This window comes from Ilumatobacter sp. (genome assembly GCF_030065885.1).
GTDB lineage: Bacteria > Actinomycetota > Acidimicrobiia > Acidimicrobiales > Ilumatobacteraceae > Ilumatobacter.
The window spans coordinates 13,208-35,098 of the sequence record NZ_JASJCS010000064.1 but is presented as its reverse complement, the minus strand read 5'-3'; the positions used below and the strand labels follow the sequence as shown (position 1 = coordinate 35,098).

The window sequence follows — 21,891 nt, the reverse complement described above, 5'->3', positions numbered from 1 at the left end:
CCCGTCAGGATCTCCTTCATCTCCTTGGGGTCCATCCAGTGGTTCGTCGGCCCGGCATCCTCCTCGGTGCGCGAGCAGATGAACGTGCGGTCCTCGACGCGTGCGACGTCGCTCGGGTCCGAGCGGGCGAGGAAGCTGTTGGGCCGTTTCTCCTCGTTCAGCCTGATGAAGGTGCCGGCGTCGACGAGCTCTTGGCAGAGCCGGTCGTATTCCTCGTCGGAGCCGTCGCACCAGTGCACAGCGGCCGGCTTGCACAGCTCGACCATCTCTGCGACCCACTGCTTGAGGCCGTCGTGTTGGACGTAGTCGGGAGCGTTCATGTGTCCGTTGTAGGCCGACAACGGTGTGCAGCACTAGAGGCTTAGGGCGGGTGGGGTGCGGCGCCTCGTCCCAGGCGCCTATGGTCGGTCGCCGATGGACGAGCTGATCACGCCCGGCGGTGAACCGAGGCCCGCGGCGTCCGCGCTGATGCGCCTGATCGACTCGATCGGCGAGCCCGAGTTGCGAGAGCGTCAGCAGTTGGCCGAGCTCGACATCCTCACGATGGGGATCACGTTCACCGTGTACTCCGAGGGCCAGAACATCGATCGTGCGTGGCCGTTCGACATCATCCCGCGCGTCATCCCGGGTCCCGAATGGAACCAGATCAGCGCCGGCCTCTCCCAGCGGCTGCGAGCGCTCAACATGTTCATCGACGACCTCTACAACGACCAGCGTGTCATCGCCGATGGCGTGTTCCCTGCCGAACTGCTCGACGCGTCGGCGAACTACCGCGAACAGTGCCGTGGCGTGCGGCCCAAGCACGGCGTGTGGGCGCACATCTCGGGCACGGACCTCGTCCGCGACGACGACGGCGAGATGTACGTGCTCGAGGACAACCTCCGCGTGCCGTCCGGCGTGAGCTACGTGATCGAGAACCGGGGGGTGACCAAGCGGGCGTTCGCCGAGCTGTTCGAGCGCCAGCGGATCCGGCCGGTCGACAGCTACACCGAGGAGCTCAGCCGCCTCCTCGCGTCGCTGGCGCCCGACGGCGTCGCCGACCCCCAGGTCGCCGTGTTGACGCCGGGCATCTTCAACTCGGCCTACTTCGAGCACTCGTTCCTCGCCGAGCGGATGGGGGCCGAGCTCGTCGAGGGTGCCGATCTCGTGGTGGGCGACGACGACTGCGTGTACATGAAGACGATCGCCGGCCTCGAGCGGGTCGACGTCATCTACCGCCGGATCGACGACCTGTTCCTCGACCCCGAGGTGTTCCGTGAGGACTCGATGCTCGGCGTTCCCGGGCTGATGCGAGCGTGGAAGGCCGGCAACGTCGGGCTCGCCAACGCGCCGGGTGCCGGTGTCGCCGACGACAAGGTCGTGTACGCGTGGGTGCCCGACATCATCCGCTACTACCTCGGCGAGGAGCCGATGATCCGCAACGTGCCGACGTACCGGACGATGTACGACGACGAGCGCCGGCACGTGATCGAGAACATCGGTGATCTGGTCGTGAAGCCGGCGAACGAGAGCGGCGGCTACGGCATCCTGATCGGCAGCCGGGCGACGCGCGACGAGCTCGACGAGGCCGTCGCCGCGATCGAGGCCGATCCTCGCAACTGGGTGGCGCAGCCGATCATCTCGCTCTCCACGGTGCCGACGCTCGTCGAGGGCGGCATCGAGCCGCGCCACGTCGATCTGCGACCGTTCGTGCTCACCGGCGAACGGAGCTACGTGACACCGGGGGGGCTGACCCGCGTGGCGCTGCCCAAGGACTCGCTCGTCGTGAACTCGTCGCAGGGCGGTGGCAGCAAGGACACGTGGATCGTCGACGCGTCCTTCGCGCCACCCGGGGGGCCGGCGACGCAGCAACAGCGGCAACAGCAGGTGCAGGGGAGCGACGGCTGATGGCACTGCTCGCCCGGACCGCCGACCGCCTCTACTGGGGAGCGCGCTACACCGAACGGGCCGAGGACACGGCGCGGATCGTGCGGGCGTACAACGACCTCGTGGTCGACTCGCCGAGCGTGTTGCGCTGGGAACCCCTCGCGGTCATCGCCGGCTCGAACGTCGAGCTGCCGATCCCCGAGGACGATCCCGAGGGCGAGCGCACCGTGCTCCGGCACCTGATCGCCGATCGCGCCAACCCGAGCAGCGTGCGCAGCGCGGTCACCTCGGCGCGCGAGAACCTGAGGACCACGCGCGAGGTCCTGCCGCGCGAGGCCTGGCAGTCGGTGAACCAGCTGTCGCAGTACGTCGACGCGACGGCGGGACCCGCGGTCGAGCGCCAGCTCCGCGACCGGTTCCTCGTGCGCGTCATCGAGACGAGCCGTCGACTCGACGGCGTCCTCGAGTCGACGATGACCAGGGCCAACCCGTACCGCATGTTCCGGCTCGGACGCCTGGTCGAGCGGGCCGACATGACGACGCGGGTGCTCGGTGTCGCCGCCGCCGGCATTCTCAGCGAGACCGACCGCGAGGCGCTGGTCGCCGACGAAGTGCGCTGGATGAGCGTGCTCCGATCGGTCTCCGCGCTCCAGATGTACCAGCGGGCCACCCACGGGCCGATCGACGGCATCGCGGTGGTCCGCTTCCTGCTCGGCTACTCGGCGTTCCCGCGGTCGGTGCAGGGGTGCTTCGACGCCATCCGCACCGTGCTGCTCGCGCTGCCGGAGCCGCAGGACGTCATCGTCGCGCTCACCGAAGCAGAGGAGGCGCTGGCTGTCTCCGATCCGCGCGACACCGAGGGGGCCGAGCTCGATCGGGCGATGGACCAGGTGCAGGTCGCGATCGCTCGGCTCCACGACGCGATCGTCGGGCGGTACGTCGATGTCTGACCGCGCGAGGTCCGGCACGAGCACGTCGGCGGCGACCGTCGACCGTGGCCGAGCAACCCGCGCACCGACGACGCTCGACCTTCCCGACGGCCTCGCCCCGCGGCTGCTCGATCCCACCCGGATCGCCGACCGCCAGCTCCGGGCCGACCGGCTGCTCGCGGCCGAGGGCGCCGGCCATCTGGTCCACGACCTGCCGGTCCGCGCCGACGGCCGTCCCGTGACGGTCGAGAGCCGGCCGTGGCGGCTCGACCCGATCCCGGTGGTGCTCGACGCGGCCACGTTCCGCTGGCTGTCGCTCGCCGTCGCCGAACGGATGGAGGCGCTCGAGGCCGTGATCTCGGACCTGTACGGCGACCGCCGCCTCGTTCGCGATCGGACGGTGCCGATCGAGGCGCTCGCCGGTACCGACCGATACCGCATCAACGCCGTCGGCGCATCCCCTGCCCGGTGGCTGATGACCTACGCAGTCGACGTGGCGCTCGGCACCGACGGCGTCTGGTACGTCGTCCGCGACCACACCGACGCGCCGCCGGGGCTCGGCTACGCGCTGCTCGACCGGTCGGTCACGTCGAGGGTGCTGCCGGATGTCATGGCCGCGGCCGACGTGGCGTCGCTCGCCCGGTACACGGGTTCGGTGCGCCGCGCGCTCGCCGCGATCACCGGCGTTGCGAGCCCACGGACGGTGGTGTTCTCCGGCGGCCTCGATCATCCCTCGTACGTCGACCACTCGTATCTCGCGGTCGAGCTCGGCGTGAACCTGGTCGAGGGGGCCGACCTCGTGGTGAGGCAGCGACGCGTCTGGCTGCGCACGCTCGACGGTCTCGAACCGGTCGACGTGTTGTTCCGTCGGCTCGAGGATGCCGAGATCGACCCGCTCGACGTCGCCGCACGGGGATCGGCGGGCGTCCCCGGTCTGCTGCAAGCCGTGCGCGCCGGCGGCATCGCGCTGGCCAACGCGCACGGCGCGGGCGTCGTCGAGTCCTCCGACGTCCGGCCCTTCGTCGCCGCTGCGATCGACGCCATCCGCCCTCTCGAGCAGCTCCTCCCGATGCTCGACCGTCCCGATCGGCCGCTCGCAGGGTCGCCGCTCGCGCCCGGCTCGGTCGACCCCGGCCTCGCCCACGCCGGCGTGGTCCTGCGGCTGTTCGCCGTGCACGACGGCGGCGGTGTCGTCGTGCTGCCGGGTGGCACGGGCCGCGTCGTCGCGCCGGGCGACGACCCGGCGCGACCGACCGCGTGCACGGCCAAGGACGTCTGGGTGCTCGGGCACACGGTCGCTCCCACCGTCGGACCGAGGCTGCCGCAGGTCGACTTCGGGCGGTCGGTGCCGACCCGGGCCGCGGACTCGCTCTACTGGATGAACCGTGCCGCGGAGCGCGCCGAGGCGATGACGCGCGTGATGCGGGTCGTGGCGTCGAGGATGGAGCAGGATCCGGGGCTTGCGGGGCTCGGCGGTGGTACGTGGGCGGCGACGATGTGCCGACTGGCGCGCCGGGCCCGGCGCGAGGGCGAGCCCGCTCCCGCCGAGGCACCGAGCGTCGACGCGGTGCGAGAGGAGCTGTCGCTCGTGGGTGATGCCGTCGCTCGCGAGGTGGGCTCGTTGCTCACCGAGGCGACGACCGTGCGAGAGTTCCTCTCGGTGACCACCGGCCGCGTGCTCGCCCGACTCGCGGAGCGTCGTGCGACGCTGCAACGGCACCGGACCGTCGTCGACGATCTCGACTCGCTGGTGGCGGACTTCGGCGCCATCGCCGGCCTGTGGCAGGAGAGCACGGTGCAGGGACCGGCCTGGCTGATCGGCGACGCTGGTCGGCGGCTCGAGCGCTGCCTCGTGGTGCTCGACCTCATCGAGGGCGTGCTCGGCGTGCCGGGCGCCGACGGCGAGCTCGTGCTGCCGGCCGACCTGTCCGCGGACGCACCCGACGATGCGGCCGTCGAGGTGCTGCTGGCGGCGAGCGAGAGCCTGGTCGCCTACCGGCGTCGGTACCGGAGCGACGTCGAGGTCGGTGCCGCGATCGCGCTCATCGTGCACGACCGCGCCAACCCGCGTTCGCTGGCGGCGTCGATCGACCGGCTCACCGCCCATGCCGACGCCGGCGACTGGCCGGTGGTGGGCGAGTTGGCCGAGCGGGCGAGCGCTGCGCTCGATCGGCCGCTCCCCGAGATGGTGGCCGAGCTGCGTGCGATCCTCGTCGACGCCGGCGCACGTGTCGTCAGCCGGTGGTTCTCCACGCCGGTCAACCCGATCGTCATGCGGCCGACCGGGGGAGAGCACGCATGACGCGCACGTTCCGGGTCAACCATCGCACCGAATACCGGTACGGCGCCACGATGACCGACGGGTACACCGTGGCCTGCCTGGTGCCGCGCCCGACGCGGTGGCAGCGCGTCGTCGAGTCCGAGGTCCGCCTCGACCCGCCGGCATCCGAGTGGGACTCGTTCCTCGATCCGTTCGGCAACCTCGTCAACCAGTTCGGTTTGCACGAGCCGCACGACGACATCGCCGTCGAGGCGACGAGCGTCGTCGAGCTCGACGAGCAGGCGATGCCGCACGACGACACGCCGTGGGAAGGCGTCGTCGCGCGACTCGACGGCCTCGAGGGCGACCTCGCTGTGGAGGTCGGCGCCTTCCGCGCCGACTCGGCGTTGATCGACACAGCGGCGCTCGGGGCGCCGCTCCACGCCATCGCCGACTCGTCGTTCACGCCGGGCCGCCCGATCGTCGAGGCGGTCGCCGAGGTGTGCTCGAACATCTTCACCACGTTCGAGTTCGACCCGCACTTCTCCGACCTCTCGACACCCCTCGTCGACGTGCTCGCCGCTCGCCGCGGGGTGTGCCAGGACTTCGCTCACCTCGCGATCGGCTGCCTCCGTTCGGTCGGGCTGGCGGCGCGCTACGTGAGTGGCTACATCGAGACGGTGCCGCCGCCGGGGGAGGAGCGCCTGGTCGGTGCCGATGCGTCCCATGCCTGGTGTTCGGTCTGGATGCCCGAGGCCGGATGGGTCGACTTCGACCCGACGAACGGGCACCTGCCGGTCAACGACCACGTCACGGTGGCGTGGGGCCGCGACTACGGCGACGTCACACCGGTGCGCGGCGTGATGATCGGCCCGTCGACGGCGCAGACGCTGACGGTCTCGGTCGACGTCGCTCGGGTCTGACCAGGCGCGTACGCGGGCCCGGGCCCGCCGGCTGTGACATGTGGCGCGGCGAGGAATCCGATGGCCGCGCCGCACGTTGCAGCGGCGAGCATGGCGTCGGTGAGCCTCCCGCGTACCCCCCTCCCGGAACGGCCGGGTCCTGGCGCGCCCCGCGAGCGGCTGATCTCGGGTCCGTTCCTCTCGGTGACGGTCACCGCGTTCTTCTTCTTCCTCTACATCGGCATCGTGCTCGTCTCGGTGCCGCGCTTCATCGAGGAAGAGCTCGGCGCCGGCGAGTTCGGCGTCGGCCTGTCGGTGGCGTCGTTCGCGGCGGCCGCGGTGTTCGCGCGGCCGTTCCTCGGCCGGTTGACCGACCGGTTCGGCCGTCGGGCGCTGATGATGGCGGGCGCCGTGATGGCGGCGGCCGCCGGTGCCCTGACGGCGCTGGCGACTGCGCTGTGGCACGTCCTGCTGCTGCGGGCCGTGATGGGGCTCGGCGAGGCGGCGCTCTTCGTGGCCGCCTCGACGCTGATCGCCGACCTCTCGCCGGCCAACCGGCGGGCCGAGGCCGCGAGCTACTTCTCGGTCGCCGTGTTCGGCGGCATCGGCATCGGCCCGACCATCGGTGAGGCGGTGCTCGGCGACGACCGGTTCGCGACGACTTTCCTCGTCGGGTCGGCGTTCGCGCTCGTCACGGCGTTCACCGTGCTCGGCGTGCCGCGGCGCGTCGACCGGACGGCCGCGCCCGCAGCAGCGAAGGCGCCGCTCTTCCACCGAGCCGCGCTCTGGCCGGGCGTCGTGCTCGCCACCGGCATCGCGGCGCTGTCGGTGTACTTCGCGTTCATCCCCGACCACTCCCGCGAGGTCGGGCTGGCCGGCTCGGCCGGCCTGTTCCTCGTGTACAGCGCGGTGAGCCTGTCGCTACGCCTGCTCGCTGCAAAGGTGCCCGAACGGTTGGGCGCCCATCGGACGGTCAGCATCGCGCTCGTGACGCTGACGCTGTCTCTGGTGCTGATCAGCTCGGTCGCCGAGCCGTGGGCGCTCTGGCTCGGCGCAGCGGGCATCGGGGCCGGCATGGCGTTCATGTACCCGTCGCTGATGGCGAACGTCGTGAACCGCGTCGGCGACCACGAGCGGGCCAGTGCGCTCAGCTCGTTCACGATGTTCTTCGAGGTCGGCAGCGTGGCCGGCGGCCTGGTGCTCGGTGCGGTCGGGCAGGTGTTCTCGAAGCAGGCCGGCTTCTTCGGTGGTGCGGTGGCGACCGTGATCGGCCTGGTCGTGCTGTGGCGGTTCGTCGTGGCGACACCGACCGAGCCCGAGCCCGCCACCGCTGGCGGCCTCGCGCCGACCGCGTCCTGACGGAACGGGCGGAGCCCGTCCGGCTCGGCCGGTCGGCGAAGCACGGTCGGAGTGGGTGGATGGTGGTGTCTGGCGGGCCGGTCGGCGAGGCACGGTCGGAGTGGTGGGATGGTGGTGTCTGGCGGGCCGGTCGGCGGGGCACGGTCGGGGTCGTGGGATGGTGGTGTCCGGCGGGCGAGCGTCGTAGCAGCCGTGGCGCTGCGGAGGCCGTGAGCTCGGGAGGCGGAGCCGGTCCGGCTCGGCCGGTCGGCGGGCACGATCAGGCGTCGAAGAAGTCGGCCTGCTCGATGCCGTGGCGGGCGGCGACGAGCGACGAGGGGAACGCCTCGACGCGACGGTTCAGCTTCTCGACGCGGGTGTTGTAGAAGCGGCGCGCCGCCGCGATGCGGTCCTCGGTGATCGCCAGCTCGCCCTGCAACCGCAGGAAGTTCGCCTGCGAGTTGAGCGCCGGGTAGCGCTCGCGGAGCGCGACGAGCTCGGCGACGCCCTCGACGAGCGGCGGCTCCCACGTGTTCGCTGCCGCCGGGGTGTGTGGCGCCTCGATCGCGGCGTCGTTGCGGCGCGCCACCTCGGTGAGCAGCTCACGTTCGTGCTCGGCGGCTGCCCGGACCGACTCGACCAGCTGGGGTACGAGGTGGTGGCGCCGCTCGAGCTCGACGTCGATGGTGGACCACGCGTCCTCGACCGCCTGACGCTCCGAGACGAAGCGGTTGTAGGACAGCAGGTAGCCGACCGCGAGCACGGCGACGATCACGACGGCGACGGTGATCGCAGTGTTCATGTCGGCGGGTAGAGGCTGGTCAACACCTCGGGCAGGTTCAGCCGGGCGTGCTGCGCCCACTGCAGCAGCGGGATCAGGTGCTCGTCGTCGATGCGGTCGCCCCAGCACAGCATCCAGCGGCCGGCGAACTCGAACCGCACCTCGCCGCCACCCGAATGCGGGGACAGCATCCAGGCGATCATCTCGTGGTCGAGGAGGGTGATCGCGAAGCGTTCGTCGTCGCTGCGCACGCGGTATCGATCGTTGAACGCCTCCGACTCGATCTCGATGTCGCGGATCCCGACCGCCCGCCCGACCGTCGACCAGAAGCCCTCGAGTTCGATCCGCAGGTGCGGAGCGTCGAACGGCACGTGGACGAGCACGGCGGTCCGGCGATGGGTCTTCTGATCGTCGCCCGAGCCCGTGACGTATTGGTACTGGAAGACGCTGTCGGGCGAGTCGTGGCGCCACGTGCGGTAGCTGACGCGTTGCGAGCGGCCGAGCTCGAACAGCGCCATGCCGAGCTGTGGCGGCTTCCCGTCGTCGAGATCCATCTCGTACCCCAACGATCGTGCGCGCGCCTGGGCCGCCAGCCGGCGCTTGCGCTCGCGCTGTGCGCCGTACCGGGCGGCGAGCAGGGCCGCTGCGATGAACGCCACGACGACGACGGGGGTGAGCCAGGCCATGCGGCGCCGACGTTAGCGATGACCGAAGAGGGTGCGCGTCCCACCAGGTTCGCCTCCGCAGCGTGGCACTACCCTCACGGCCATGACCGGTGCATCTGATTCCACCTCGGCCGACACCCCCGTCGACATCAAGCCGCGGTCGCGCGACGTCACCGACGGCATCCAGAAGGCGGCGTCGCGGGCGATGCTGCGAGCGGTCGGCCTCGGCGAGGACGACTGGGACAAGCCGCAGGTTGGCATCGCGTCGTCGTGGAACGAGATCACGCCGTGCAACGTGTCGCTCCGCCGGCTGACGGCAGCTGCCAAGGAGGGCGTGCGAGCTGCCGGCGGTGTGGGACTCGAGTTCGGCACGATCACCGTGTCGGACGGCATCTCGATGGGCCACGAGGGCATGCACGCCTCGCTCGTCAGCCGGGAGATCATCGCCGACTCGGTCGAGACGGTGATGCACGGCGAGCGACTCGACGGCCTGGTTGCGACCGGCGGCTGCGACAAGTCGATGCCAGGGATGATGATGGCGATCGCCCGCCTCGACCTGCCCGGCGTGTTCGTCTACAACGGCTCGACGCTGCCCGGCTACCTCAACGGCAAGGCGCTCGATGTCACGTCGGTGTTCGAGGCGATCGGGGCCTGCGCAGCGGGGACGATCACCGAGGACGAGCTCTTCGCGATCGAGAAGCACGCCTGTCCCGGCGAGGGCGCCTGTGGCGGCATGTTCACCGCCAACACGATGAGCTCGATCGGCGAGGCGCTCGGCCTGTCGTTGCCGGGCTCGGCGTCGCCGCCCGCGGTGGACCGTCGCCGCGAGGACGACGCCCGCCGCGCCGGCGAGGCGGTCGTCGAGATGTTGCGGGCCGGCCTCCGCCCGCACGACATCCTCACGAAGGGCGCGTTCGAGAACGCGATGGCGCTCGCCAACGCGCTCGGCGGGTCGACCAACGCCGTGCTCCACCTGCTGGCGATCGCCAACGAGGCCGGCGTCGAGCTCGACCTCGACGACTTCAACAAGGTCGCGTCACGGGTGCCGCACTTCGCCGACATGAAGCCGGGCGGCAAGTTCCACATGACCGACCTCGACCGGGTCGGCGGTGTGCCCGTCGTGCTGAAGCATCTGCTCGAGGAGGGCATGCTGCACGGCGACGAGGTCACGGTGACCGGCAAGACGATGGCCGAGAACCTCGCCGACATCGACCCGCCCGCTCCCGACGGCACGGTCGTCTACCCGGCGTCGACGCCGATCAACCCGGAGGGCGGCCTCAACGTGTTGACCGGCTCGCTGGCCCCGAGCGGATCGGTCGTGAAGGTCGCCGGTCTGACGAAGGAGCAGCGCTCGTTCGAGGGCACGGCCCGTGTGTTCGACGGTGAGGACGGCGCGATGGCTGCCGTCATGGGCGGTGAGATCGAGCCCGGCACGGTGATCGTGATCCGCTACGAGGGCCCGAAGGGCGGGCCGGGCATGCGCGAGATGCTGGCGATCACCGGCGCGCTGAAGGGTGCCGGCCGGGGCGCAGACTGCGCGCTGATCACCGACGGCCGCTTCTCCGGCGGCACGTGGGGCTTCTGCATCGGCCACGTCGCCCCAGAGGCGGTGGACGGTGGCCCGATCGCGTTCGTGAAGGACGGCGACCGCATCAAGATCGACGTGCCGACCCTGACCCTGGATCTGCTGGTCGACGACGACGAGCTCGAACGACGTCGTACCGACTGGACCGGCCCGCCGGACCCCCGCTACACGACCGGCGTGCTGGCCAAGTACGCCAGGCTGGCCCAAGGCGCCGAGAAGGGCGCCATCACCAACGTGGTTTGACGTGGCCCCATCCAGACCACTGGCGCGCTGGATCGATCGCCGTCGGTGCGCGCGGGCTCCACATGCTGTGACCGCTGCGCTCATCCTCGACGTGCTCGATGACATCGAACCGCTGATGCAGGCGGCGTTCGATGAGGTTCGTGGAACGCCGGCGCCGGGGTCCGGGCTCGATCAGGTCTATCTCCTCGATGGTCGTGAGGTCGTCAACGACTTCCTTGGCGCCAGCGAACTCGGGCTTGCGTTCGATCACCTGCGCTACATGACCAGGGAGCCGCCGCTGCCGATCCGTCGGGACACCTACGACCGAATCGTGACGATCGGGCGACGGCTTGGTGTCTCCGCGGCCGGCTGGGCAGCCGTGGCCCCCACCGATTGACACGTCTTCCCGAGCGTGCTGCGGTTCGGTCGTCGAACGGGCGGCGCGTCTCGGCGACGGGACTCGACCTACAGCCCTGGTGCATCGCCTCGAGCCCGATCGAGGAGTGGCCGGCCCGCCACCGAGACCGCCTCGCAGATCTTACGCTCGGGTATGCACGATCGCGACGAGGCGTCCGCCCGGCACTGCGTCGTTGCGCTCGTCTCACATCCGGGAGGCGAGGTAGCTGCTCGGACATGATGGTCGGGTGATGGAATCCTCTGGCCGGCGGCTGGGGTTGGGCCTCCTCCTGCTCGCGATGCTCTCGGGCTGTGCTGACGATGCTCCTCGGCGCGCCACGCCGACGAATCAACCCAGCTCGAATCAGGGTGATGGTGGAAGTCGACCGGCAGCCCCGGTGGCAGGTGTGACCGAGATTCTCGGCGACGCCACGCGTGAGGACGGCGTGCGGCTCGTCGCCGGGACTGCGAGCAGTGACCGGATGGATGACCTCGTGCTGGCAGCTCTTGCCGAGATCGATGGGGAGACTGTTCCGGTCCTGCTTCACCGATCGCCGACCAGCTACGGGGCACGCGGGTGTCGCACCGAGATCGCAGATCGCGTGGTGCCCGGCGGCGAGTCGATCGTTGCCGCTTGCCGCTCCGGCGGGACGAACGGGCTCGGCTATGTCGCGGTTCTGGGTGTCGATCCTCGCGGGTCGACGCCCCGCGTCCTGATCGAGGTGTCCTGCTCGGTCACGGATTTCGTGATTGACGGTTCGACGCTACGTCTCGTGTCGGAAGGTGAGAAGCCGGGTACGAACTTCGCTGGTGCCGAGCAACCGGATCAGGAACTGACATGGTCGGCAGCGGGGTTGACGCCGAACGACCGGGCTTCCTTCAACACCTACTGTGCGACGGGCGACGACCGCTACCACGGCCCCGCCGGCTGAGTCGTTGGCCGTCTCCGCGTCGCCTCGCTGAGGGCCGCGATGCAGCGTCCACCGAGTTGCTCCCACGCACGCCGTGATCCGCGACCTATGCCGCGTCGGGTGGGCGAAGTTGACTGCCGTCGGGGCGGTGGATCTCGATGGTGCCGTCGCTTCGTCGGCTGACCCGGAAGTCGTTGACGTGTTTGAAGACGTTGTGTTTGTGGCAGAGGATCTTGCCGTTCCGGGGGTTGGTCGGCCCGCCTCGTGATCTCGGTTCGAGGTGATCGATGTCGCAGATCTGGGCCCGGAGCGTGCAGCCGAGCCAGCCGCACATCGGGTCGATCGCCATGATCGCCTCTCGCAGCGCCCCGTTGAACAGCTTGCGCTTGCGGCCGGCGTGGACGATCACGCCCGCCTCGTCGGTGACGATCAGACGGAGCCGGCCGAGCACTGCGGCGGCGACCATCTGACGAGGGTCGACGGGGACACCGTCGGTCGTCTCGCACCGCCGCTCTTTCACCGTCGACGGGTCGACGTCGACCGGCTCGCCGGTGATCTCGGACTCGAGTCGCTGCTCGTACTGGTCGAGGTCGCACACGAGGTTGACCGTGGTGTCGATCGAGCGGCCGTCGCCGACCCCGGCCTCCGCGGCGGCCAGCACCATCGCTACGAAGGCGTCGGCACGTCGCTGACCAGCCGTGCGCGGCAGCAACGACCGGTTGGCCTCGTCGCCGTACGTCGCTTGCACCCACTGCCAGTCGCGCTCGAACTCGGCATCGCAGAACGCCTGGAACACGTCGCGCATCGACGTGCCCTGTACGACGCCGTGCGACGTCTCGAACCGGAACACGGCACCGTCGAAGTCGCAGCGAGCGTTGCGCTCGTCGTGCGCTCGCTCGTGCTCGCGGTGGGCGCCGTCGGCGTCGGCCAGTTGCTCCCAGCGCGATGTCACGACGCGGAAGTCTGCGAACTCGAGCGTCTGGGCGGCCTCCAGCAGCAGATCTTCGGACTCGCCGAGCTGATCACCAGCTCTCGGATTGGCGGCCAGCCGCGCGAGCTCTCGCACCTGCGCAACGCCGACCTTGCCGGCCATGAACTCCTCGGCCACGGTCGTGAGCTCGCGAATCAGCTTCGCCGAGCGGCGCCGTGCGTTGGCCTCGCCACGCGAGCAGTTCGTCGTCGCCATCAGCCAGTTGCCGACCGTGCGATGCCCGTCGGTGAGGAAGTGGCCGGTGCGATGGGAGTGGTCGGTCGCACCGACGATCGCCGCCTCGATGCGCCGCCCGGCGATGTCGAGCACGCGCACCTTGGCGTCGAACTCGCGGCCCTCGAACGAGGCCCAGTCCTCGGCCGATGACGGCAGCTCGACGACCAATGTGTCCACGGGTAGAGGATAGCGAACATACGTTCGATATGCAACGCGAAACACCAGCAAATCAGACGAATCCTCGTCAGCGACCGGCCGAGGTCGGTACGCGATCCGTTGACGATCGTGAGACCGTGGAGGTGGAACCCGAGGAGGTTTGGAATGCCCCTTCATCTGGAATCGATCGACGTTCAGGACGAGCTGGCGGAGGCTCGCTCCGCCCTGATCGTCTCGTGCCCCGTGTGTCCACCGGTGAGCTTGGCCATGCAGCGTGGCGCGCCGTGGCTCGAGCCCCTCCGGCACGGCGTCAAGACGGAGGCGTTCGAGGCCCACATCCGGGACGTCCGTGACTCCCTCGAGCGCCGCGGGATCAAGACCGGCGTCTTCCGGATGTGGATCCCGAGCCCGATGATGTGCGTTTGGACGAGCGGCCAGCGGAAGCGCCTCCTGAAGCGCGCTGCGGACTACGACGCCGTCGTCGTCCTCGGATGCGACTCCGCCCGCGTCTCGGTCGAACGAGCGCTGGCGCCGACGGACACGCGGGTCGTCCTGGCGATGCAGCTGACCGGCCTCACCAACGCTCTCGCGAGGTTCGAGCGTCCCATGACCGTCACGCTGACCGAGAACACGCTCGTCCGTGACGACGGCTCCGTCCACGACATCGCGGCGTGATCGGTGCGGCCGCTGGGCTCAGGTGGTGGCGGCGGCTCGGCCTCGCGTGGCCCACCACGCAGTGACGATCAACACCGCGACCAGCGACCACGACACGATCGAGAACGTCGTGAGCACGCCGACCACGTCGTCCTCGGCGTCGGTCGTGACGACGAGGAGGAACACGCCGTAGCTCAGCCGGCCGGCGAGCGAGTTGATGCTGAGCAGCGTGGCGCGATGCCCGGGCGCGGTGACGGGGGCGACGGCGGCGCTGATGAGCACCGGCGCCGCCGCGCCCTGCGCACTCCGGAAGGCGAGCAGCACGAGCATCGCCGCGTGCACCCACAGCGCCATGCCGGTGACGACGGCCGCAGAGAGCGCGCCGAAGCCGATCAGCGTGGGCGCGACGCCGAACCGCTCGCCGAGCCGGGCACTCGAGCGTGCTGCGACGGAGCCGACGATGGCAACGACCGCAAACGTCGTGCCGGTCAGCAGCGGCGTCACGCCGAGGTCGTCGGCCGGGCGATCGAGGACCTCGGTGATCCAGGGCTGGGCGACGGTGAACGCAACGTGCTCGAGCGTCACCAGCACGACGCCGTAGAAGAAGATCCACCCGATCCAGCGGTCGCGCAGGTAGCCGGCGCACGTCCGGAGCTGCCGCACGAAGGGGTCGGCGTGCCGGCCGGTGGGCGGTTCGACCAGGCGCATCGCCACGACGAGCTGCGCGACGGCGAGCGCCAGCGACGCGAGGAAGGCGAGCCGCAGATCGACCAGACCGAGCACCCCACCGGCCACCCCGCTCATCGCGGCCGCCGCGAAGCCGATCGAGGCGACCCTCGCCTCGCGACGCGCGAACTCGCGCTCGAGGCCCAACGACTCGAGGGTGTCGAAGTGGAACGTCACGTCGGTGCCCGACAACGAGGCGAAGCCGCCGGCGAGCAGGAACTGGCCGAGCATGATCGCCCAGAACCGGTCGTCGCCGATCAGGAACGAGAGGTGCGCCCCGACCCAGCTCGCCGCGGCGATGCGCAGCGTGATCGTGCGGCCGAGCCGATCGCTCATCCAGCCCGACGGCACCTCGAGCACGACCACGAACAGGTAGTAGAGGGAGGCCAGGACCAGCGCGCCGTCGAGATCGAACCGCGCCCGGGTGAACAGCACGAAGATCGGCAGCCACACCAGCGAACGGGTGAGCGCCTGGTGGAGCGGGATCAGCCGGAGGTTCGGTTCGACCGCTGCGTACGCGCTCGCCGACTCCACCCCCGCCATCCTCGCGGACGGGTGTGACACGGTCGTGCACGAGCGCACGGAGTGGGTGTATCCCGCAGGGTGGGCAGACACGCGCGTAGTGTGGGACCGTGGCGGCCGGGCGACCCCGCAGCATGCTCGCGAGCATCGTCGGATGGGTGATCGTCGCGCTCGTCCTCTTCTGGCTGCTCGGCGCGGTGATCGGCACGATTCGGTTCTTGATCAGGTTCCTCGTCTGGGCGATCGTGCTCGTCGCGCTCGTTGCGCTGTACCTCAATCTGCGGGCGCCGGCCGACGATTGACGCCGAGCGGGTCCGCGGACCGGCCGGGCGGGCGGTCACGTGACGGACGGGACGTCGAGGCCTTCGTACAGGATCACCTTCGACGTCGTGCTGCTCTTGGCGCGGTACAGAGCGGTGTCGGCGCGGGACAGCAGCGAGTCGACCGTGTCGTCCGGCTGGCTGACGGCAATGCCAACGCTGACGCCGACCGGGACGTCACCGGACCGGAGCGGCGGCGTGGTGAGGTCCTCCCAGAGCCGGCGGGCCACGGCGACCGCCCGCTCGGCGTTGGGGAGCTGGTCCAGCACGACGACGAACTCGTCGCCGCCGAAGCGCGCCGGGAGGTCGCTCTCGCGGACGCCGTCGGCGAGTCGCCGGCCGACGTCGACGATCACCTCGTCGCCGGCGGCGTGGCCGAGCGTGTCGTTGACCGTCTTGAACCCGTCGAGGTCGAGATAGCAGACGCCGACGAGCCGGCGATCCCCGGGCGTGCGCCGGAGGGCGTCGGCGAGCCGCTCCTCGGCGGCGGCCCGGTTGGGGAGATCGGTCAGCGGATCGTGGCTCGCCCGGTGGGCGAGCTCGGCGCTGAGCTGCTGCCGTTCGGTGACGTCGCGTGAGGTGAGCACGATCCCCTTGACCGATGGCTCGTCGACGAGGTTGGTGCCGATCGTCTCGATGTGCTTCCACTCACCGTCGAAGCTGCGGACGCGCATCGTGAACGGATCCGACCCGCGTGCACCGGCGCGCAGCGCCTCGAATTCGGCCGCGGTCGCCGGGAGATCGTCCGGGTGGACCAGGTCGAGGATGCCGCCGGGGCTCCGCCACCCGAACGGGTAGCCCAGGACGCGCTCGTTGCTCGGGCTGGCGTACAGCACCTGGCCGGTCGGGTCGACGACCGTGATGATGTCGTTGGCGTTCTCGAACAGGTGGCTGAAGCGTTGGAGATCGAGCTCGAGCTGCTTGCGGGCGGTGACGTCGAACGTGGCGACGATGCGCATCGACCGGTCGAAGTCGTCGATCTCGGCGCTGCGGGTCTCGATCCACGACTGGGTGCCGTCGTCGGCGGCGAGGTGGAGCTCGTCGCCGAGCCCGGCACCGGTGCCGTCCTCCCGCGGCGCGTCACCGGCGATGTCGAGGAGGGCGTCGAGCGCCTGGCCCCCCGGGTCCTCGCCGTTCCCACCGGCGTGCGTGGCGAACGTCGGATTGCAGCGGACCACCGATCGCTCGTCGTCGACCAGCGCCAGTCCGACTGGCGCCATGGCGAAGGTCGCGTCGACGAGCCGCTCCGCCCGGTGCTGGTCGGTGACATCGGCGAAGGCGACGACGAAGCGACCTTCGACGCCGTCCGCGTCGGGGATCGGGACGCACGACAGCCTGAGCAGGACCAGGTGGCCGGCGCTGTGGCGCCACCCGAGGATCTCGCTCCGTACCGCCTCGCGGGTGTCCATCACCCGACGGATCGGGCGCTGGTCACGCGGCTTCACCTTGCCGTGCTCGTCGTACGTCTCCCACGTCCCGGATCGGAACGCGGCGGTCAGCTCGTCGGCAGTGTGGCCGAGGATGCGTTCGGCGGCCGGGTTGATCTGGTGGATCGCCCCGGTCGCGTCGGCGAGGACGACGCCCTGCTCGAGCGAGTCGAGCGACGCGCGGGCGAGCTCCTCGCTGCTGCGCAGCGCGTCGGCCAACCGCCGCCGCTCGGTGACGTCCTCGAGCTGCAACACGAATCGATCGGTGGTCGACCGATCGACGAGACGGGTGAGGTGGGCGCGCACCCATCGGTCGCGACGGTCGTGGCCGAGCACTCGGATCTCCGTCGTGAGACGGACCGAATCGCCCCAGCCGAGCTCGTCGAAGCCGCGGCCGCCGTACTGCGGGTCGTCGGGATGGATCCAGACGGTCGGCGTACGGCCGAGCAGGTCGTGATGGCCGAGGCCCAGGATGTCCGTGTAGGCGTCGTTGACGAACATCGTCGAACCGCGGCCGTCGAGGATCGCCGTGCCGATGCCGGACGATTCGATCGCCTGGCGAAGGCGCAGCGTCATGGTCTCGGAGGCGCGCTCGTTGTCGAACGTCGCGACCACGTCGGCGAACAGCGTGAGGACGCTCGTGACGTGGCCGTCACGGTCGCGAATCGGCCGCGAGTTCACCCGGAGCCAGACCAGCGACGAGTCGGGCCGGTGCACGCCCATCGTGCGGTCGCTGACCGGTTCGCCCGTTCGCAGCGCCTCCATGGCGGGATGGTCCTCGCCCGGCCACGGCCGGCCGTCGACGTGGACGGCCCGCCAGCGGGGATCGATCGAGGTACGACCGGCCAGCTCGTCGTCGGAGAGCCCGAGCAGCTCGGTGGCGGCTCGGTTCCACTCGACGATGCGGCCGGTCGCGTCCTGGACCACCAGGCCCTCCTCGAGGGCATGGAGCAGCGTCGCCTTGCTGCGCTCGCTGCGTTCGAGTGCCATCACCACGGTGTTGCGGTCGGATTGGGCGAGCTCCTCCTCGACGAGCTCGGCCAGATCGCAGAGCACCTGGTTGTCGTGCGCGTCGAACTGGCGCGGCTCCCGATCGATGACGCAGAGCGTGCCGAGCGGCTGGCCTTCGGTGCCGTGGACGACCCGGCCGGCGTAGAAGCGGATGTTGGGGTCGTCGGTGACGAGCGGGTTGTCCGCGAACCGCTCGTCCTGCGTGGCGTCCGGGACGACGAGCGTCTCGCCAGGGTTCGTGATCGCGTGTGCGCAGAACGCCTGCTCCCTGGGTGTCTCCGTCGCGTCCAGCCCGACCCGTGCCTTGAACCACTGCCGGTGCTGATCGATCAGGCTGACGAGCGCGATCGGCATGCCGAGCGCGGTCGAGGCGACCCGGACCAGACGGTCGAAGCGCTCCTCGCTCGGCGTGTCGAGGATGCCGAGCCTTCGGAGGGCCGCGAGACGATCTGCTTCGTCATGCGGGAGTGGCGCGGCCGGCACGGATCACCTCGTGGTGATCCGCGTGACCACGATGCCGCGCACGAACAGGGGAGACATGGCTGGGACAGTCCGGGATCGGCTGTGTCGTGCCAGGTATCGGGCCGCGATGCGCCGGGCTCAGCGGATGCCGAGTCGGGCCGGACTCGGCCTCCGGCCGAGCAGCTGCCGCGCACCGACGCGCCAGCCGACCAGCAAGGCCCCGAGGACCAGCGTCGCCACGATCACGAATGACGTCGCCGTACCGCGGTCGAAGAGCGTCCGGCGTGCGATCATGCCGACCAGGACCGTGATCGGCCAGATCGCCAGCCCGACACGGATCGCCAGCGGGTGCCGCCACGCTCGCACGAGCACCCACGCCACCGCCAGGCCGATCAGGAACGGGAGCGCGGTCTCGATCGTGGCGCTCAGCGCCGACCCTTCGTCGTGGCTGCGACGGCCGATCGCCACGAACAGCACGACGGCGAACGTGTCGATGCCGACGGCCAGGGCGTGGCGACGTTCAGCGGCCATGGAGGTCAGTGTGCCGGGATCCGGCGTGCTTCGGGCGCTCCGGCCGCGACCGGACCCGGCGTGGGCTCGTTCACTCGTCGTCGGATGCCGTCCCGACGACGTCCTCGATCCGCTCGGTGATCAGGTCGACGGTCGCGCGGAGCGCGTCGTCGAGGGAGCCCATCGTGTCGGTCGCGGTCGCACGGACGTCCTCGTCGCGAGCGACATCGCCGATCCGCTCGCCGAGCTGGCGGGTGGCGACCACCACGTCCTCGAGGGCTGCCCTGATCTGTTCGGTCGCGCCGTCGGCCCGTCCCCCGCCGTCACGGTCGTCGCCCGGCGCGCTCAGCCGCTCGTGCACGAGCGAGCCGAGCGCGCTCATCTGCTCGCCGAGCGCCTGCCAACTGCGCTTCACATCGTCGCTCATCCCGTCATCTTCGCAGGACGGGGATGGCGCCGCTCCTCGGCCGGTCCTGCGCGGCGTGAAGCGGCGGACCGACGTGGCCCCTACCCCTCGGCGGCGAATCCGCCGAGCGTGCCCTTGAAGAACAGGAGCGGGAACGGGCCCTCGCCGTTCTGGTCGGCGTCGGCGTCGAGCGCGACGACGCGGCCCAGCACGAAGTAGTGGTCGCCCATCTCGTAGACCTCCTCGACGTTGCAGTCGATCCACGCGACGGCGCGGTCGATGATCGGCGATCCAGTGGGCGCGGGGTGCCACTTCACCTCGTCGTAGCGGTGCTCCTCGTCGTCGCTCTTGGCGAACTTCCAGCAGAGGTCGGCCTGGTCGCGCGACAGCACGTTGACGCAGAAGGACCCGCCCTTCGCCATCGACGCCCACGTCTCGCTGTCCTTCATCGGTAGGAAGCCCACCAGCGGCGGGTCGAGGGAGACCGACGTGAACGAGCCGATCGTGAACCCGACCGGTTCGTCGTCGTGCATGCCCGAGACGATGGTGACCCCGGTCGGGAAGTGCCCGAGCACGGTCCGGAACTCCTGGCTGTCGAAAGAGTGGTCTGCGGCGTCCGTCACGTGACCGACACTAGATTCCGCGAGCGTGCCGGACCCGATCAACCACCCATCCAGGCGACCCGGCGCGATCGGCGACGCGGCGAGCGCGGAGGCCACGACCGGCATCGACGACGCGAAGCGGGCCCTGCGGCGCGAGATGCGAGCGATACGGAGGGCGCTCCCCGACCGTGCGGAACGTTCGGCTCGGTTGTGGCGCCACGTCCGGGCGCGGCCCGAGGTGGCCCGCGCCACCGTGGTCATGGTGTTCGACTCGGTGCCGGGCGAGCCGATCACGGCCCCGTTCATCGAGTGGTGCCGTGCCGAGGGCAAGCAGGTCATCGTTCCCGACGCCGATCCGGCCGCCCATCCGCCCGACGATCCGAGCCGGGTCGACGTCGTGATCGTTCCCGGGCTCGCGTTCTCCCTGGCCGGCGACCGCCTCGGCCAGGGCGGCGGCTGGTACGACCGCTTCCTGGCCCGGACACGCCACGACTGCACCACGATCGGTGTCGGCTTCGAGCCCCAGGTTGTCGCCGAACTGCCGATCGAGCCGCACGACGTCCGCGTCGATCTCGTGATCACCGACGCCACCCCGTTTCAGGAGGTGTCAGACACGACCTGACACAACCTGAGATGGGGGTGATCGTCACACGTCCTCGTAGTACTCGCGGCCGAGGTGGGTGATCTGGTCCTCACCCATCATCCAGCGCAGCGTGTTCTTCAGCTTGGTGAGCTGGATGAACAGGTCGTGCTCGGGATAGAGACCCGGCGCCACCATCGGCGCCTTGTAGTAGAAGCTCAGCCACTCCTGGATCCCGGACATGCCGGCACGCTGCGCGAGGTCGGAGAAGAGCACCAGGTCGAGCGCCAGCGGTGCGGCGAGGATCGAGTCGCGGCAGAGGAAGTCGACCTTCATCTGCATCGGGTAGCCGAGCCATCCGTACAGGTCGATGTTGTCCCAGCCCTCCTTGTTGTCACCGCGGGGCGGGTAGTAGTTGATGCGCACCTTGTGGTACACGTCGCCGTACAGCTCGGGGAACTTCTCGGGCTCGAGAATGTGCTCGAGCACGCCGAGCTTCGACTCCTCCTTCGTCTTGAAGCTCTCGGGGTCGTCGAGCACCTCGCCGTCGCGGTTGCCGAGGATGTTCGTCGAGTACCAACCCGAGAGGCCGAGCATGCGGGCCTTGAGCATCGGGCCGAGCACGGTCTTGATCAGCGTCTGGCCGGTCTTGAAGTCCTTGCCCGAGATCGGGACGCCACGCTCGACGGCGAGGTCGCGGAGCGCCGGGATGTCGACGGTGAGGTTCGGCGCGCCGTTCGCGAACGGCACGCCCTCGAGGATCGCCGCGTAGGCGTAGAGCATCGATGGCGCGATCGTCGGGTCGTTGGCGTCGATGGCTGCCTCGAACGCCTCGATCGACTGGTGGGCCGGGCCGGGCTCGATGAAGATCTCGGTCGAGGCCGCCCAGATCATGACGACCCGCTCGACCCCCTTCTCCTCGCGGAAGCGGTTGATGTCCTCCCGGATCGCGTCGAGCATGGCGCGCTTGTCGACCGAGTCCATCGTGTTCTCACCGTCGAGGCGCTTCACGTACGTGCGGTCGAACGCGGCCGGCATCGGCCGGACCTCGCGGAGCACGTCGGAGATGCCCTCGAGGTGCTTGCCGGACTCGAGCACGCCGGCGCGCTGCGCGGCGACGTAGGCGTCGTCCGGGAAGGGATCCCATGCGCCGAACACGATGTCGTCGAGCGAGGCGAGCGGCACGAAGTCCTTGATCAGCGGGCTGCGGGCGTCGGTGCGCTTGCCGAGCCGGATCGTGGCCATCTGCGTCAGCGAGCCGATCGGGTCGGCCTGCCCGCGCTTGGCGAGCTCGACACCGGCGATCAGGGTGGAGGACACTGCGCCGAGGCCGACCGTGAGGACGCCGAGCTTGCCGTCGGCGGGAGCGATCTGTCGTTCGTTCATACCCTGAATCGTAAGGGAATCCGTCGTCGCCGACGCATGAGTGAAGCAACTCTGAACTATTCTGCGC

20 protein-coding genes and 1 pseudogene are annotated in these 21,891 nt (G+C 70.2%); 11 read left to right on the top strand and 10 right to left on the bottom strand.

All coding sequences use genetic code 11. The annotated features are described in order from the left end of the window. Positions 1 to 320, bottom strand: a pseudogene (locus QNJ12_RS14280) (phosphoenolpyruvate carboxykinase); the annotation flags it as partial. 94 nt (positions 321 to 414) lie between these two features. Here QNJ12_RS14280 and QNJ12_RS14275 point away from each other — a divergent pair. From QNJ12_RS14275 to QNJ12_RS14255, 5 genes are all read left to right on the top strand, one after another. Beyond that, on the top strand, positions 415 to 1,887 hold the full coding sequence (locus QNJ12_RS14275) for a circularly permuted type 2 ATP-grasp protein (protein ID WP_300623471.1): 1,473 nt from the start codon (positions 415 to 417) through the stop codon (positions 1,885 to 1,887). Then, positions 1,887 to 2,816 (top strand): alpha-E domain-containing protein, encoded by a 930-nt coding sequence (locus QNJ12_RS14270; protein ID WP_300623469.1) that lies wholly within the window; start codon positions 1,887 to 1,889, stop codon positions 2,814 to 2,816. Before QNJ12_RS14275 ends, QNJ12_RS14270 begins: the two co-directional genes overlap by 1 nt. After that, complete coding sequence (locus QNJ12_RS14265; protein WP_300623468.1) at positions 2,809 to 5,097, top strand: circularly permuted type 2 ATP-grasp protein; 2,289 nt, start codon at positions 2,809 to 2,811, stop codon at positions 5,095 to 5,097. The genes QNJ12_RS14270 and QNJ12_RS14265 overlap by 8 nt, the downstream gene beginning before the upstream one ends. Further along, a complete protein-coding gene (locus QNJ12_RS14260; protein ID WP_300623466.1) occupies positions 5,094 to 5,978 on the top strand; it encodes a transglutaminase family protein in 885 nt (294 codons plus the stop codon). The genes QNJ12_RS14265 and QNJ12_RS14260 overlap by 4 nt, the downstream gene beginning before the upstream one ends. Positions 5,979 to 6,077: 99 nt before the next feature. Further along, positions 6,078 to 7,316 carry an MFS transporter gene (locus QNJ12_RS14255; RefSeq protein ID WP_300623464.1) on the top strand — a complete coding sequence of 413 codons (1,239 nt, stop codon included), beginning with the start codon at positions 6,078 to 6,080 and terminating at the stop codon, positions 7,314 to 7,316. Positions 7,317 to 7,575: 259 nt separating this feature from the next. On the opposite strand, the gene QNJ12_RS14250 is transcribed toward QNJ12_RS14255, so the two are convergent. Both QNJ12_RS14250 and QNJ12_RS14245 read right to left on the bottom strand, forming a co-directional pair. Further along, positions 7,576 to 8,097 (bottom strand): LemA family protein, encoded by a 522-nt coding sequence (locus QNJ12_RS14250; protein WP_300623462.1) that lies wholly within the window; start codon positions 8,095 to 8,097, stop codon positions 7,576 to 7,578. Continuing rightward, entirely contained in the window at positions 8,094 to 8,762 is a 669-nt protein-coding gene (locus QNJ12_RS14245; RefSeq protein WP_300623461.1) for a hypothetical protein, read from the bottom strand. Before QNJ12_RS14245 ends, QNJ12_RS14250 begins: the two co-directional genes overlap by 4 nt. Before the next feature lie 82 nt (positions 8,763 to 8,844). Between QNJ12_RS14245 and ilvD the strand changes: the two genes are divergently transcribed. From ilvD to QNJ12_RS14230, 3 genes are all read left to right on the top strand, one after another. Then, on the top strand, positions 8,845 to 10,569 hold the full coding sequence (gene ilvD, locus QNJ12_RS14240) for a dihydroxy-acid dehydratase (protein WP_300623449.1): 1,725 nt from the start codon (positions 8,845 to 8,847) through the stop codon (positions 10,567 to 10,569). Between the two features lie 91 nt (positions 10,570 to 10,660). Then, positions 10,661 to 10,945, top strand: coding sequence for a hypothetical protein (locus QNJ12_RS14235; RefSeq protein ID WP_300623447.1), 285 nt, complete (start codon positions 10,661 to 10,663; stop codon positions 10,943 to 10,945). Positions 10,946 to 11,351: 406 nt separating this feature from the next. After that, positions 11,352 to 11,876: a hypothetical protein gene (locus tag QNJ12_RS14230; protein WP_300623445.1), complete on the top strand. Its 525-nt coding sequence runs from the start codon at positions 11,352 to 11,354 to the stop codon at positions 11,874 to 11,876. Positions 11,877 to 11,961: 85 nt separating this feature from the next. Here QNJ12_RS14230 and QNJ12_RS14225 read toward each other — a convergent pair whose 3' ends face one another. Continuing rightward, the gene (locus QNJ12_RS14225) at positions 11,962 to 13,239 is read right to left on the bottom strand and encodes an HNH endonuclease signature motif containing protein (protein WP_300623444.1); all 1,278 of its coding nucleotides are present in this window, start codon (positions 13,237 to 13,239) and stop codon (positions 11,962 to 11,964) included. A 144-nt stretch (positions 13,240 to 13,383) separates the two neighbouring features. Between QNJ12_RS14225 and QNJ12_RS14220 the strand changes: the two genes are divergently transcribed. Continuing rightward, entirely contained in the window at positions 13,384 to 13,893 is a 510-nt protein-coding gene (locus tag QNJ12_RS14220) for a hypothetical protein (protein WP_300623442.1), read from the top strand. 18 nt (positions 13,894 to 13,911) lie between these two features. On the opposite strand, the gene QNJ12_RS14215 is transcribed toward QNJ12_RS14220, so the two are convergent. After that, entirely contained in the window at positions 13,912 to 15,132 is a 1,221-nt protein-coding gene (locus QNJ12_RS14215) for an MFS transporter (RefSeq protein WP_300623440.1), read from the bottom strand. 98 nt (positions 15,133 to 15,230) lie between these two features. Between QNJ12_RS14215 and QNJ12_RS14210 the strand changes: the two genes are divergently transcribed. Further along, positions 15,231 to 15,422, top strand: coding sequence for a hypothetical protein (locus tag QNJ12_RS14210; RefSeq protein WP_300623438.1), 192 nt, complete (start codon positions 15,231 to 15,233; stop codon positions 15,420 to 15,422). 35 nt (positions 15,423 to 15,457) lie between these two features. Here QNJ12_RS14210 and QNJ12_RS14205 read toward each other — a convergent pair whose 3' ends face one another. The 4 genes from QNJ12_RS14205 to QNJ12_RS14190 all read right to left on the bottom strand — a co-directional run bounded on the left by QNJ12_RS14205 (position 15,458) and on the right by QNJ12_RS14190 (position 19,879). Continuing rightward, positions 15,458 to 18,361 carry a PAS domain S-box protein gene (locus QNJ12_RS14205; RefSeq protein ID WP_300623436.1) on the bottom strand — a complete coding sequence of 968 codons (2,904 nt, stop codon included), beginning with the start codon at positions 18,359 to 18,361 and terminating at the stop codon, positions 15,458 to 15,460. A 117-nt stretch (positions 18,362 to 18,478) separates the two neighbouring features. Next, positions 18,479 to 18,871 carry a DUF3054 domain-containing protein gene (locus QNJ12_RS14200; RefSeq protein WP_300623435.1) on the bottom strand — a complete coding sequence of 131 codons (393 nt, stop codon included), beginning with the start codon at positions 18,869 to 18,871 and terminating at the stop codon, positions 18,479 to 18,481. Positions 18,872 to 18,941: 70 nt separating this feature from the next. After that, positions 18,942 to 19,277, bottom strand: coding sequence for a hypothetical protein (locus QNJ12_RS14195; RefSeq protein WP_300623434.1), 336 nt, complete (start codon positions 19,275 to 19,277; stop codon positions 18,942 to 18,944). 80 nt (positions 19,278 to 19,357) lie between these two features. Further along, the gene (locus QNJ12_RS14190) at positions 19,358 to 19,879 is read right to left on the bottom strand and encodes a flavin reductase family protein (RefSeq protein ID WP_300623432.1); all 522 of its coding nucleotides are present in this window, start codon (positions 19,877 to 19,879) and stop codon (positions 19,358 to 19,360) included. A gap of 25 nt (positions 19,880 to 19,904) precedes the next feature. On the opposite strand from QNJ12_RS14190, the gene QNJ12_RS14185 reads away from it, so the two are divergent. Further along, on the top strand, positions 19,905 to 20,480 hold the full coding sequence (locus QNJ12_RS14185) for a 5-formyltetrahydrofolate cyclo-ligase (RefSeq protein ID WP_300623430.1): 576 nt from the start codon (positions 19,905 to 19,907) through the stop codon (positions 20,478 to 20,480). A 24-nt stretch (positions 20,481 to 20,504) separates the two neighbouring features. Here QNJ12_RS14185 and QNJ12_RS14180 read toward each other — a convergent pair whose 3' ends face one another. Then, a complete protein-coding gene (locus QNJ12_RS14180) occupies positions 20,505 to 21,824 on the bottom strand; it encodes an inositol-3-phosphate synthase (protein WP_300623428.1) in 1,320 nt (439 codons plus the stop codon). Positions 21,825 to 21,891: the final 67 nt, after the last annotated feature.